Raw genomic sequence first — 13137 nt, 5'->3', positions numbered from 1 at the left:
AGATGCGTGTGTTGTGTGTTATTCCGGTTCGCGGCGGTTCTAAAGGCATTCCTCGCAAAAATATCAAGCCGATTGCGGGCAAGCCGCTGGTAGCCTGGACTATTGAGCAGGCTTTAGCCGCTCAGACCGCTCTCGCGGGTGAACACACGGTTGATGTGCTGGTTTCAACCGATGACGCTGAGATAGCAGAGGTAGCTCGCGCACACGGCGCCCAGGTACCTTTCATGCGCCCCACCCACCTGGCAGAAGACACCACTGCCACCGAGCCTGTGGTTGAACACGCCATCGAGTTTTACACAGCCGCGGGTCAGCGTCCGGACGCAGTAATGCTCTTGCAAGCAACCAGCCCGGTGCGCCTGCCGGGAACCCTAGAACGCGCTATCCGTCAGTTTTCTGTCTCGGGCTCAGACTCTATGGTGGGCGTTATTCCTATTGGTCCTTTCATCTGGACTGCTACCGAACCGCCCACCGCCCAGTATGAGGTCATGGCCCGCCCCCGCCGCCAAGAACTGACCCGTGAGACCTTTCGCTACCGTGAAAACGGGTCTATGTACATCACTAAAACCGAGCTCTACGAGACCCTACATAACCGTTTAGGCGGAGCAATTGAGCTGTTTATGCTTGATGAGGTAGAGGGTGTGGACATTGACGCCATGATTGACTTCACCGTAGCTGAACATCAACTTAAACAGACTTTCTCAACAGAAGAAAACGAAGGTTAACCCCGATGATTATCGAACGTAATATCACCCCCTACATCGTTTTCTCTGAGGATCCGGTATTAACCGCTCTGCAGAAGATTTCTGCCAATCAGCAGCGCATTATCTTCCTGGTCAATGAGTCTGGCTACCTGCAAGGTGCCCTATCTGATGGGGATTTCCGCCGCTGGCTCATCGCTAACCCGGCTGCCAGCCTAGAAACTTCAACCTTTGAGGTCGCCAACCTCACCCCCAAAACCGCTCCCTTCGGGGCATCCCCTGCAGAGCTCCAGAGTGAGTTTGCCCAGGGAATTTCCCTGCTACCTCTGGTCGATGAGCGTGGCCACTTGGTAGCTATTGCCGTGGACGAGCAGAACGTTCTGCGCATTGGACGAACCGAAATCTCTGAGGACTCACCCGCTTTCATTATTGCCGAGATCGGCAATAACCATCAGGGTGACGTTGACTTTGCCAAGCGCCTGGTTGACCTGGCCGTTGAAACCGGCGCTGATGCCGTGAAGTTCCAGCTACGAGATATGGACGCTCTCTACCGCCAGGCTGGCTCAAAAAGCGCTGGCGAGGACCTGGGCGTGCAGTACACCCTTGATCTGCTGCGTCGCTTCTCATTTAATGTTGATCAAATGTTTGAGGTCTTTGACCACGTCAAGCAACACGATATGGACATCATGTGCACCCCTTGGGACGCTCCCTCGGTACAGGCACTGGTGGACTACGGTGTGCAGGGCCTGAAGGTAGCATCTGCTGACCTCACCAATCACGAACTTTTGCGGGATATGGCTTCTCGTGGTCTGCCCATGCTGGTTTCAACCGGTATGAGCCGTGAGGAAGAAATCCGCGAATCGGTCAACCTGTTGCGTTCAGCTGGTGCTTCCTACGCCCTGCTCCAGTGCCAGTCCACTTACCCGGCGCCCTTCAAAGATGTCAACCTGGCCTACATGGATCGCTTGGCTGAAATTGGTCAGTCACTAGTGGGTTACTCCGGCCACGAACGCGGCTACCACGTTCCCATTGCGGCTGTTGCCCGCGGCGCAAAAATCATTGAAAAGCACTTCACCACCGATAAAACCCTGGAAGGCAACGATCACACTGTCTCGTTACTACCTGAAGAGTTCAAGGCTATGGTGACCCAGATTCGTGAAGTTGAAGAGTCCATTGGCACCGCAGCACCACGCGAGGTTTCTACCGGTGAGCTGATGAACCGCGTCAACCTGGCCAAATCGCTGGTAGCTACCCGCACCATCGCTCAGGGCGAGGTGGTCTCAGAAGCCGATGTTGAGGTTAAATCACCCGGCCGCGGTCTGCAGCCCAACTACCTGCCTCAGCTGGTGGGCCGCACCATGCAGCGTGAGGTTGAGGTTGGTAGCTTCTTCTTCGAAGGAGATCTTAAAGATGATCTGGTTACCCGCCGAGATTTCAAGTTCGACCGTCCTTGGGGTCTGCCGGTTCGTTACCATGACTACAAGCCTCTGATTGAGGACGCCAAGCCTGACTTCTTGGAATTCCATTTCAGCTACAAGGACCTCGAAATCAATATCGATGATGTCTTTGACCGCAAGTTGGGCATGTCCTTCACCACCCACCTGCCCGACCTCTTCGCAGGTGACTTCTTGGTAGACCTGGCATCCCGTGACCAAGATATCTGGGAACGCTCAATAGCTGAAGTTCAGCGCACTATCGACATCACCCGCGATCTGACCCGCTACTTCACCCTGGATAATGACCCCATTATGGTGGTCACTATGGGCGGCTTCACCAAGGACGGCCACATCGCACCGGCAGCCCGCGTTGATAAGTATGAGCGCATCGGTGAAGCGCTGAAGCACCTTAATACCTCAGGTGTGCGTCTTTCGGCTCAGACCCTGCCCCCTTACCCCTGGCTCATGGGTGGGCAACAGTTCCACAACCTCTTCCTTGACCCTAAAGACACCGCTGACTTCTCAGACACCTACGACACCGAGCTCTGCTTGGATATCTCCCACACCATGCTGGCCGCTAACTTCCTTAAGATGCCGCTGAGTGAAGCTGTTGAGCTTCTAGCGCCGCGCTCTAACCACCTGCACCTAGTGGACGGCGTTGGTGTGGACGGCGAAGGCGTACAGGTCGGTGAAGGTGACGTGGACTGGGCAGCCCTGGGCAAGCAACTGCGAGAACTCAACCCCACCGCTTCCTTTATTCCCGAAATCTGGCAGGGGCACGTTAACAACGGTGAGGGATTCTTCACCGCACTAGATCGGTTGGAAAAGTGGCTGTAAGCCATTCTTTACCGGTGGCGCTCCACTGTGTACCGGTCCCAGGCTTTGGTGGCGTAGCTCGGCATATCAGCGATATCGCTGAAACCGGGCTACCCGGTTACCGCCTGGTGGTGCTCTGCCCGCCAGGTGCACTTTCTGCTCGGCTTAAAGAACTAGGTGCTGAGGTGCTGGAAGCAAACTTTGGCACAGACGCTGGGCTCAGGGTGTCTTTACGCACCCTCACCAGCATCATCGAAAACCTACAGCCGGCTATCGTTCATAGTCACCTAGCCTACGCCGATGTAGTGGCAGCTATCGCGGTCAACCGGCTCAAAGCGCGCAGGGTGTTGCACCGCTCCGCCCATCTCCCACAGCTCTTTACCACCGAGCACGGCATCGCCGGAGACGACACCGTGTACCACGGCTCATCCTGGCGCTCACGTCTCATGCAGACGGTCCACCGGGCCCGGCTCTGGGGCACAGATGGGGCACTCGCTGTTTCACAGTCCACCGCTGATCAGATGAGGCGTCAATGGGGCGCTCGCAAGGTGGGCGTGCTGACTAACGGTATTGACCTTTTGGGTATAACTCAGGCAGTTGCGTCGCAGCGAGTTGTCCCTGATTCCCACCAGTTGAGGGTGCTTTCGCTCTCCCGTTTAGCTCCTGAAAAAGGGCTGGATGTTCTGATTGATGCCTTTGCTCTGCTGCAGCAACAGGTACCGGGTGCATCTTTAGAGATAGCGGGTGAAGGTGAGCTTTTACCCCAACTTCAGCAGCAGATTAAAAAGCTCGGACTTGAAGAGTCGGTGAGTTTCCCCGGTTTTGTTGATTCTCTAGCTGCTATGGGCCGCTCTGATGTTTTGGTTCAGCTTTCGGTGTGGGAGAACTGCTCCTACACCCTGCTGGATGCCAAGGCCGCTGGTCTAAAGGTGGTAGCAACAGCGGTTGGCGGTAACCCTGAAATTCTCTCGGGTGCAGAGATGGTTCCATCACTGAGGCAGATGAACCGCGATGTAGCTGCAGCGCTGGTTGTCAAGAAGGTACGAGAGGCACAAGATCTACCTAACACAACCTTCGAATGGGCTACTACGGAACAGATGGCCAGCCACTTGGCTGATTACTACGGGGAGGGGGCAAGATGTCTATCATCGGAATAAGCGATGAAGGAAAACTGACCCTGAGGCAGAAAACTATGGGGCAGCAGGTCAAAGATTGGGGCCAGCGCGCCAAGGTTGAGGTCTCCCAGGTTCGTATTCCTGAGTTTCTGCTTTTCGCGTCCCTGATTTACGGGCAACCTGTACCGGGTGTGGGCCTACCCTTTAACCAACTCATGGTCTTTATCATTGTGCTTTACGCAATGACCCACAAACCGCTTTTCTCATTAGGTAAATGGTCCCGTCTCTTTATTCTGTTCGGCGCTATATTGAGCTATATTGCCATGGTCTCCGCGTTCGCTGACCCCAGCGATTACGCAGCGGACTGGACGAGGCGGTGGCTGCGCCTTGCTGCAACAACCCTTCTGATTTACGTTATAGCGGTGGGCCAAATTCACCTGCGGTCAGCGATTTTAGGCTACTCTGCAGCGCTGGTCGTTAACGCGGCGCTCTTCTTTGCAGGGATAGCCCCTGACACCTACGGCGGTTATCTGACAGGTTATCTGGGCGATAAGAACTATGCTGGTCTGGTTCATGTTCTCTTCGGGTTGCTGATTATGACGGCTTTTACTAAACGGTGGCAGCAGGTCACGGTTTTCTTGATTTCCTGCGGTCTGTTATGGACCACAGGTTCCCGTACGTCCTTAGGTGCATTGGTTTTTGCATATCTTTGGATTCTTATTGCTCCTCGTCTGGTGCCACTTGCTAAGGTGGCTCTGATGGGCGCTTTCTGGTGGCTCCTTGGCTTTTTAACGGAAGATTACTCCCAGGCAGAAGTTTTTGGCGATCGAGCGGGAACCGACGAACTACGGTCACGTATTGATGCTATGTCATGGGCCAAGGTGCAGGATACCGGATTCTTCGGTCGGGGACTGGGCGAGGCGTATGTCTACGATGTGGCTGATGAACGTACCTGGTTCTTTCACAACTCCTACTGGTCAGCTTTCGTTGAAGGCGGTTGGCCTTGGGCTATAGCTCTGGTTGCTATTACCCTTTTTGTTGCTGTGCGCCCCCTGAGCAAGAACCCGGGCTGGAATAAATACCAAGTTATTGCACAGGGCCTAGGTATTGCGTCGTTGGTATGTGCCCTGCGCTTGGGCGAGGTCTTCTATACACTTCCTTGGGCTATCGTAATGGGCTACGTCTTGCGTGCTTGGGTGATTAGTCTACCGAGCAATGAAAAGGTTCCCCTGTTCGGGTACGACAAAGAGATAGTGGATGTTAAACGATGAGTAGTCCATTGCAGGCCTCGGTTATTATCTGCGTCAAAAATGGTCAGGATTTCTTGAGGAGACAGCTCGATGCTGTGACAGCCCAAGTCACAAACCCTAGAATCAGCTATGAGATTATTGTGGTTGATAACGGGTCAACTGACGGAACCCTGCAGGTGATTCAAGAGTGGCTAAAGACAGTTAGAGCGAACGGTCTCGTCAAAACTTTCTCTCAGCCTCATCTAAAGGGGATTCCCACTGTAAGAAACTTCGCAGCGCAACAGGCTGAAGGGAATCTCTTGCTTTTTTGTGATGCTGATGATGAGGTGTCAGATTCTTGGGTTCAAGCCTATATTGACAGACTAAACGGGCAAGAAGCACTTGCTGGTGGTTTGATAGAAGCTTATGATTCTGCAGGGGCAGCTCATCCGGGCCTTTTCCCTCACAGTCTTATACAGACGACATATTTACCGCATGTTGGTAACTGCAATTGTGCAGTAAGTCGATCTATCTTTTTCGCTGTGGGTGGCTATGACCAATCATTACCTACCTATGGTTTTGAAGACGTTGATTTCTCATGGCGGGTGCAAGAGGCCGGTTTCCCCATTATCTTCGTTGAAGAAGCCCGTATACGGTTTCAAATGAGCGGTTCTACTGCGTCCTTTAGAAAGAAATTCCTTTTGGGAAAGGGGAGGGTCCTGATGGCCCGTCGGTACCCTAGCTATGATTCTGAAACCTATAGTGTCGGTTATTGCACCAAAAAAATCATCAGAGTTGCTTCTGAAATTATCCACAAATTTCGTAAAGAAAGAACCTTTAACCGGCGTGAGCTATCAGTTCTAGTAGCGAGCTTCGGTAATCTATACGGTGCTCTTTTCTATTCAGGCAAGAACAGACAACCCGCCCGTGAACTTCTACCACTTTCTGAGGTATAGCTGTGGATATTGTTATTGCTACAAACAATGGTGATATGGGGGGCGGCGAGGTCATGCTACTCAACATCGCCAGAGCGCTCCGTACTCTGGGCCATAAAGTGACCGTTGTTGGCCCCGCCCAACCCGATGAGCTACTTGACGCTGCACGAGATGAAGGCTTTACCACCCTTGCCTTACCGGCAACAGACCGCAAGACTTACATGGCTCAGTTACGAGCATGGCGCGCTCGTAACCGTAATGCTTTGCTGTGGTGTAATGGACTGGTGCCTTCACTTGCCACGGCGGGCGATAAAAACCGAATTGTTCACCTCCACCAGCTCCCCGCCGGTTCCCAAAAGGTAGCTTACCGGTTGGCAAAAAAAGGAGCCCGCGCCGTCCTAGTACCCAGTCACTTCATGGCGTCTCACATTAAAAATGCAACCGTTCTAGAAAACTGGGTTACGGGAGCATCCCAGCCACTAGCGAGGGCGGTACCTGCTTCACGGATTCGAGTGGGCTTTCTAGGGCGTCCCTCTTTGATCAAAGGGACTCACACCTTGAGTGTTGCCCTTACTTCCCTTAACTCAGCAGGCGGCTATACCTATCAGCTTGTCATCGGAGGGACCGCTAAATTTGTTGACAGTACTAGCCAGGATCAAGTTAAGCAATCCCTGGAAGAGCTTGGCAATCACGTAGAGCTATTGGGATGGGTTACCCCAGAGGAGCTTTTCGCTCAGACCGATGTGCTGGTTGTTCCATCTGAGGTTGAAGAATCTTTTGGGCTGGTGGCTGCAGAGGCTATGAGCGCCCGTCAACCCCTGATTATCTCTAATGCAGGTGCTTTGCCAGAGGTCTTGGGCGAGGGCTACCCCTGGATTTTCCGTCAAGCAGATAGTGATCATCTTGCTGCTGTGCTGGGTTCTATAACAGAGCAGCTGATCACCGGTGATGAGAAGCTAGAGGAGATTCTCTCCCAGAATTACTGGCGTTGGCAAGAGAACTATTCACCTGATGCTGGCAAAGAACGCATTAGGCGCCTACTGCAAGATTTTGAAGGGTAACCCCTCCATGAGCACATATTCAGCTGCCGTCATTATTCCTACACGTGGCGGAGCCTCAAAACTTCACTACCCTCTGGACGCTCTTGAACAGCAAACAGAGAAAGACTTTCAGGTCATCGTTGTGATTGATGGCGATATCGATGATTCAGCTTCGGTAGTGCAAAGATACATCGAGCGTTCTACCCTGAATCTCTCTATAATTGTCTTTGATGAAAACCGGGGTCGAGTTGCAGCTCTAAACGCTGGTCACAACGATGCTGATGCTGATGTGCTGATTCGCTGTGATGATGACTTGCAACCAGCACCCGACTACATAGCGCAACACCTTTCACACCACCGTGGAGAGAAGGAGGTCGGTGTCATTGGTATCTATAAGAATGTACTGCCCGACACGCCCTACGCCAGGTTTTATGGACGATACCGCGATGAAAAGTTTAGGCAAGATGCTTATTCGTGCCCCTCAACCCGCCAGTGGATGTACTGGGCTGGGAACGTCTCTATGTCCCGCAACCTCTTCCAACAGCTAGGAGGTTATGATGAACGCTACCGTCTATACGGATGGGAAGACGTTGATATGGGGTATCGGCTCTACCAGGCAGGCGCAAAAATTGTGATCGATCCCCATCTAGCTACCCATCATTATGTGGCGGCAACAACTACTGCTAGCCGAGCTAAGCGAGCTCTTTACTCAGGGGCTGCGCGGAACATCTTTGTCGACCAGCATGGGAGCACTGCTCTGGGATCACCCAAACCTACGGGGGTATGGGGGCTGGCTGTAAGGTCAATTGCTAAACTTTCCACGGAAACTAATGTAAAGTATGTGGGAAATGCCATTGATACCGTTGCTGATAAGATCCCTCCGCGATTGGCTGAAAAACTGATTTCCTTGATTGTTGAGTCAGCTAGTTATGCAGGGATTACCCACCCTCAACGCGCACAGAAGAACTTCTAACCGAATGACTTTGCTCTCTATACGTTCTCGCACCACCACAGGTGACGGCCAGACAGCTGGCACAGTCCCTCTTGCTATAGCTCATGATTATCTCACCCAACGCGGTGGAGCTGAACGAGTGGTCCTTGCCCTTCACAAGGCTTTCCCCGACGCCCCCATTTACACAACCCTCTACAATCCAGAGAATACTTACCCAGAGTTTAAAGACTGTCAGATTATTACGTCACCTCTGAATCACTTTAAAATCTTCCGCAAAGACCACCGCCTTGCACTCCCTCTTTTACCATTCTTTTCCAGCCGTTTGAAGGTTGATGCCCACAGAGTCGTAGTATCAACTACAGGTTGGGCTCACGGGTTCGACGTTCCTCAGGACGCTTTGGTCTACTGCCACTCACCGGCGCGATGGATCTACCTTACCGATCAATATTTAGGTAACCGCCTCAACAAGGGTCTAGCCAGAATCTTTAAGACGATGAGACCCTTTCTGCGCAGGTGGGACCGGGCAGCTGCTATGAGACTGCCTAATTACGTGGCGAACTCAAGCACCATTCAGCAACGAATCTTTGATGTCTATGGCAAAAGAGCTGATATTATCTTTCCTCCCCACTCGGTGCAGGATGGGCAGCAACAAGAGCCGATTGCCGGTCTCGAGGATTTCATGGAGCGCGGCTATTTCATGATTGTTTCGCGGCTACTTCCTTACAAAAACGTCCAGTATGCAGTAGAGGCTTTTTCAGGTCTTGACCACCAGCTATTAGTGGTGGGGGCCGGTCCTATGCTGGATGAGCTCAAATCAATGAGCACCCCAAATGTTGCTTTCGTATCCAATATTTCTGACGCTCAAATGCGCTGCGCCTATGCGGGTTCTACAGCCTTACTGGCTGTGTCCCACGAAGATTTTGGTATTACCCCTCTTGAAGGTGGAGCTTTCGGCAAACCAACCATCGCACTACAAGCTGGGGGTTTTCTCGATACTATTTCTGAAGGTATCAACGGGGCTTTTATTAATACTCCCAGCGTTCAAGATATTAGAAAAGCTGTCCAAGAATTAGATTCGCAGCAGTATTCTGCAGAGGCGATCAAAGCTCATGTTAAGAGGTTCAGTGAAGAGCGGTTTATCGATCAGATGAAAGCTCGTTTGGTTCAGACCTCTTAGGATTCACTCACACGGTGTAGAAGCCCCTGGTTGAGAAGAGAATCGAGGAAAACGAGCACGCTTTCAGCGATGGTCTCGCGCGGCAATCCGTAGATATCACTGATTTCAGTAACAATTTCCTCGGTACTGGCGGGCTGATCTAAAATTTCCCAGATGACTGTGCTCGGGCCTTTGAGCACAGTAATCTCAGACGTCAGAAGGTTAGCAAGATATGACGTATCGTCGTGAGGTTCTGAGCAGTCAAAGCCCATGATGAAAGCTGTGTGCGGGGAGCGGTATAGTTTTTCTGTCACGATAACAATTTCCCTACTTTCCCCACACCCGAAAACGGCTGAAAAACTTTTCTCGAATTTCCTGAGGGCTCGGTTGGTGTCCTAGCTCCATGGCTAGATGGTCTCTGTTGACTCTAAGAATGCTGAGCAGAACCCTAGTTTTTCTCCTTGGACCTTGAGCGTGATTGAACCGTGCCCGCCACTGAAGATAGAGGGGTGTCTCCTCTGATACCGATTTCCATAGAAGATAATCCGGGTGTTTATCGAATCGCTCTATCTCACCAAGCGCTGCGGCGAAAGCTAATTCAGCCCCCAAATCAGGCACGCGATCCCTCATTGTTTGCCAGTCTGCAGACGTTAAGGAGCTGTGCAAATGGTCGATGTCAGAATTGATCTGAGTTGCAGAACGGGCGGCGTGAACTATAACAAATATCCTGGAGTCAACTAAGGACGGTAGAAAACAGGGGTAGTGAGCGATTTCGCGAACACGGCGATGTTGCCATAGGGTGTCGAAGGCGGAACCCTGAGCGTTCCCGATACCAGGGAAGTAACGATGAATATCTGCCAGACCCCACGAACCGTGATAAAGAGTCATAGCGTGCTCAAAGATAGACCCTGTCTCGAAGTGAGCCTTAATCTCCCACCCGTCTTTTAACGCTGACTGAACTAACCGGTCTAGGTGTTCTGGGCGTACCAGAATATCCACGTCAGTGCTGCTTCTGCCCGGAGGGTAGATTTCTTCAGCGAAGGCGTAACCCTTAATATGCAAGATATCTACGCCACTCTTCTCAGCAAGGTGTTGGAAATAAGCGTGTGACAACTGCATTCGAATATGCAAAGGTACATCAATGACCGGGGAAGTCGGAGAAGCAGGGTTATGAGACATAGCGCCTAGGAGGTTCAAATACAGGTAAATATGTACATACAGTTTATGCCAGCTTACTCGGGGAGTATAGCTGGCATAAACAGGCAAGAGCCCAAAAAATCAGGCACTAACTACGGTACTAGGCCTTAGACTTAGCCTTTTTAGCAGAGCGTTTGCTGCCCTTCTTTGACTGTTGGTCCTTGCCGTAGTAACTGGTATAAGCGCCGTTAGAGCTGTAGGCAAAACCGTAGTAGGAGTTACCCAGACCCGTGCGAGGTGCCCGGTTAATAACCAGCCCAAGAATCTTGGCGTTAACCGCTCGCAGATTCTTAGCTGCTTCTGCCAGGTTTTCTTTGCGAGTCTTACCTACGGCGCCCACGAGTACAACGCCATCTACAGAGTTTGAAAGTAAGGAAGCGTCAGTAACGGGGAGAACCGGTGGAACGTCAATTACTACCGTGAACTCTTGAGAGAGCTCGTGGATGAGCTGACGCATCTTGTCTGAGCCCAGCAGCTCTGAAGGGTTCGGGGGTATGCGACCCGCAGGAAGAATAAAGAGCTGAGTATCCTCAAACTGTTGAACTGCATCAGCCAGCTCAACCTGACCAGCCAATACCTGGGTAAGACCTACCTTTGAGTCCACCTTAAACTTCTTAGCGATGGTGGGGCGGCGTAAATCAGCATCAATAATAACGGTAGGCTGATCAGCATCAGCCAGAGCGCGCGCAAGCGAAGATGAGACAGTTGATTTGCCTTCACCCGGTTCTGCGGAGGTAACAATAAATGAACGAGGGGGGTTATCCACGTTGACGAAGCGCAGATTAGTGCGCATCTGGCGGATAGCCTCTTGCGAGATGTGGTCGCTATTAGTGTAGAGAATGCTCTCTTCACTGATTTCATCTGAGACCGGCAGGATACCAAGCACACCTGCATCAGTCGCTTTCGTGGCGTCGTCTCGCGTCCGAAGTTTAGTATCCACAGTACGACGGAGCATCACAGCAGCCAGCACCAGAGCAAGGCCCAACCCCGCTCCGAGCAGCACTAGCTTAGGGGTATTAGGACTAGTGGGTGAGGGGTTAAGAGCTGCATCTTCAAGAGGAATAACCCTTACGGAGCTTGATCCCTCCAAGTCATTGACAACCTTAGCAACTGCTTCAAGAGAGCTATTGGCAAGAGCCTGAGCTGCTTCGGGGCTGGACGCAGTCGCTGAGACACTAATGAGTGCAGAGTTCGAGTCCACGCTTGCGGTGAGACTTTCTTGAATCTCCCCCCTCGTAAGGTTAATCTCAGGGTTTGCAGCAATAATCTCATCAGCGACGGCTGAGCTTTTAATGAGCGATAGGTAGGCAGTGGCCTTCTCTTTGGCTGCGACCGAGCCAGAGATAACATCGTTTATGCCGCTACCTTCGCCCACCGTCACAAAACCGGTAGACGATGAAGCGTAGACGCGGGGCTGTAGGAGCGAATATCCAAAGCCCATGAGAGCGCCGACGAGCAAGCCAATGAGTAACAGTTTAAGATTGGCACGCACCATGCGCAGAAAATCAAGGATGGTCATAGAAACCTATATCTAATGCAAGTGAGGGGGTGTTTAATCATTGATTTTATCAGTGCAGGGGCACTGAAAGGGATTTCAGTCTGTGAACGGTTTAACACAGCGGGTTCTTTTTTCTCGCCCTTTACCCCCGGGAGCAACGAGTACTCCGAATGATTACTTCATGAGGTTGAGCAAGTACTGGCCATAGCCGCTCTTGATGAGAGGTTGCGCCATTTCTTCAAGCTTCTCGTCAGTAATCCAGCCCATGCGCCACCCAATTTCTTCGGGTGACCCAATGGATAGACCCTGCCGGGCCTGCACGGTGCGAATAAAGCTTGAAGCGTCTGCTAAAGAATCGAAGGTGCCGGTATCTAGCCAGGCCGTGCCGCGAGGTAGTACCTCAACCTGCAGTTTGCCCTGTTCTAGGTAGATTCTGTTGAGATCGGTGATTTCTAGTTCACCGCGAGGTGAGGGCTTAATATTCTTGGCGTATTCAACAACATTGTTGTCATAGAAATATAGCCCGGGGATAGCGTAATCACTCTTGGGTGCCTGAGGCTTCTCTTCGATGGAGATAGCCTTGAAGTTTTCATCAAATTCAACGACACCGTAGGCGGTCGGGTCAGCTACACGGTAGCCAAAGACCGCGGCGCCGTCGACGTCGCTGTATTTACGTAACTGATTACCTAGACCTGGGCCATAGAAGATATTGTCGCCCAGCACGAGCGATACAGACTCCTGGCCGATGTGCTCTTCGCCCAGCAGGAATGCCTGCGCTAGTCCATCGGGTGAGGGCTGAACTACATAGGAGAAGTTAACGCCGAACTGTGAACCGTCTCCCAGCAAACGCTGGAACTGAGCTTGGTCCTGCGGGGTAGTAATGATGAGGATGTCTTGAATCCCAGCCAACATCAGCGTTGAGATGGGATAGTAAATCATCGGCTTGTCATAAACCGGGGTGAGCTGCTTGCTAATGCCTAATGTGATGGGGTGAAGGCGTGAGCCTGTGCCACCCGCGAGTAGAATTCCCTTCATCCTTTTATTGTGGCATGAATGGCAGTGTTT

At 51.9% G+C, this 13137-nt stretch carries 12 protein-coding genes; 8 read left to right on the top strand and 4 right to left on the bottom strand.

Annotated features, from left to right (window positions below; genetic code table 11):
- Window positions 1-2 precede the first annotated feature (2 nt).
- From ABD982_RS07435 to ABD982_RS07400, 8 genes are all read left to right on the top strand, one after another.
- Window positions 3-722, top strand: coding sequence for an acylneuraminate cytidylyltransferase family protein (locus tag ABD982_RS07435; RefSeq protein WP_345446126.1), 720 nt, complete (start codon window positions 3-5; stop codon window positions 720-722).
- 5 nt (window positions 723-727) lie between these two features.
- Window positions 728-2971 (top strand): N-acetylneuraminate synthase family protein, encoded by a 2244-nt coding sequence (locus ABD982_RS07430; protein ID WP_345446124.1) that lies wholly within the window; start codon window positions 728-730, stop codon window positions 2969-2971.
- A complete protein-coding gene (locus ABD982_RS07425; RefSeq protein WP_345446122.1) occupies window positions 2962-4107 on the top strand; it encodes a glycosyltransferase in 1146 nt (381 codons plus the stop codon). The genes ABD982_RS07430 and ABD982_RS07425 overlap by 10 nt, the downstream gene beginning before the upstream one ends.
- Window positions 4089-5336 (top strand): hypothetical protein, encoded by a 1248-nt coding sequence (locus ABD982_RS07420; protein ID WP_345446120.1) that lies wholly within the window; start codon window positions 4089-4091, stop codon window positions 5334-5336. Before ABD982_RS07425 ends, ABD982_RS07420 begins: the two co-directional genes overlap by 19 nt.
- On the top strand, window positions 5333-6250 hold the full coding sequence (locus ABD982_RS07415) for a glycosyltransferase family 2 protein (protein ID WP_345446118.1): 918 nt from the start codon (window positions 5333-5335) through the stop codon (window positions 6248-6250). The genes ABD982_RS07420 and ABD982_RS07415 overlap by 4 nt, the downstream gene beginning before the upstream one ends.
- A gap of 2 nt (window positions 6251-6252) precedes the next feature.
- The gene (locus ABD982_RS07410; protein ID WP_251380704.1) at window positions 6253-7290 is read left to right on the top strand and encodes a glycosyltransferase family 4 protein; all 1038 of its coding nucleotides are present in this window, start codon (window positions 6253-6255) and stop codon (window positions 7288-7290) included.
- Window positions 7291-7297: 7 nt separating this feature from the next.
- Window positions 7298-8242: a glycosyltransferase family 2 protein gene (locus ABD982_RS07405; protein WP_345446116.1), complete on the top strand. Its 945-nt coding sequence runs from the start codon at window positions 7298-7300 to the stop codon at window positions 8240-8242.
- A gap of 511 nt (window positions 8243-8753) precedes the next feature.
- Window positions 8754-9398 (top strand): glycosyltransferase, encoded by a 645-nt coding sequence (locus ABD982_RS07400; protein ID WP_345446114.1) that lies wholly within the window; start codon window positions 8754-8756, stop codon window positions 9396-9398.
- On the opposite strand, the gene ABD982_RS07395 is transcribed toward ABD982_RS07400, so the two are convergent.
- The 4 genes from ABD982_RS07395 to rfbA all read right to left on the bottom strand — a co-directional run bounded on the left by ABD982_RS07395 (window position 9395) and on the right by rfbA (window position 13107).
- Window positions 9395-9691, bottom strand: coding sequence for a PqqD family protein (locus ABD982_RS07395; protein WP_251380707.1), 297 nt, complete (start codon window positions 9689-9691; stop codon window positions 9395-9397). The genes ABD982_RS07400 and ABD982_RS07395 overlap by 4 nt on opposite strands.
- 13 nt (window positions 9692-9704) lie before the next feature.
- A complete protein-coding gene (locus tag ABD982_RS07390) occupies window positions 9705-10556 on the bottom strand; it encodes a nucleotidyltransferase family protein (RefSeq protein ID WP_251380708.1) in 852 nt (283 codons plus the stop codon).
- Window positions 10557-10674: 118 nt separating this feature from the next.
- The gene (locus tag ABD982_RS07385; protein ID WP_345446110.1) at window positions 10675-12093 is read right to left on the bottom strand and encodes a tyrosine-protein kinase domain-containing protein; all 1419 of its coding nucleotides are present in this window, start codon (window positions 12091-12093) and stop codon (window positions 10675-10677) included.
- Window positions 12094-12246: 153 nt separating this feature from the next.
- The gene (gene rfbA, locus ABD982_RS07380; protein ID WP_345446108.1) at window positions 12247-13107 is read right to left on the bottom strand and encodes a glucose-1-phosphate thymidylyltransferase RfbA; all 861 of its coding nucleotides are present in this window, start codon (window positions 13105-13107) and stop codon (window positions 12247-12249) included.
- Window positions 13108-13137 lie beyond the last annotated feature (30 nt).

Origin of the sequence: Rothia endophytica, from assembly GCF_039543885.1 — a bacterium.
In the GTDB taxonomy this organism is placed as follows: domain Bacteria; phylum Actinomycetota; class Actinomycetes; order Actinomycetales; family Micrococcaceae; genus Rothia; species Rothia endophytica.
The sequence above is the reverse complement of the archived record's forward strand: the minus strand, read 5'-3'. Positions and strand labels throughout refer to the sequence as shown.

Bases quoted from the DNA above. Each gene is read 5' to 3' on its own strand.
- ABD982_RS07435 (WP_345446126.1), top strand. From the start codon at position 3: ATGCGTGTGTTGTGTGTTATTCCGGTTCGCGGCGGTTCTAAAGGCATT.
- ABD982_RS07430 (WP_345446124.1), top strand. From the start codon at position 728: ATGATTATCGAACGTAATATCACCCCCTACATCGTTTTCTCTGAGGAT.
- ABD982_RS07420 (WP_345446120.1), top strand. From the start codon at position 4,089: ATGTCTATCATCGGAATAAGCGATGAAGGAAAACTGACCCTGAGGCAG.
- ABD982_RS07415 (WP_345446118.1), top strand. From the start codon at position 5,333: ATGAGTAGTCCATTGCAGGCCTCGGTTATTATCTGCGTCAAAAATGGT.
- ABD982_RS07405 (WP_345446116.1), top strand. From the start codon at position 7,298: ATGAGCACATATTCAGCTGCCGTCATTATTCCTACACGTGGCGGAGCC.
- ABD982_RS07400 (WP_345446114.1), top strand. From the start codon at position 8,754: ATGAGACTGCCTAATTACGTGGCGAACTCAAGCACCATTCAGCAACGA.
- ABD982_RS07390 (WP_251380708.1), bottom strand. From the start codon at position 10,556: ATGTCTCATAACCCTGCTTCTCCGACTTCCCCGGTCATTGATGTACCT.
- ABD982_RS07385 (WP_345446110.1), bottom strand. From the start codon at position 12,093: ATGACCATCCTTGATTTTCTGCGCATGGTGCGTGCCAATCTTAAACTG.
- rfbA (WP_345446108.1), bottom strand. From the start codon at position 13,107: ATGAAGGGAATTCTACTCGCGGGTGGCACAGGCTCACGCCTTCACCCC.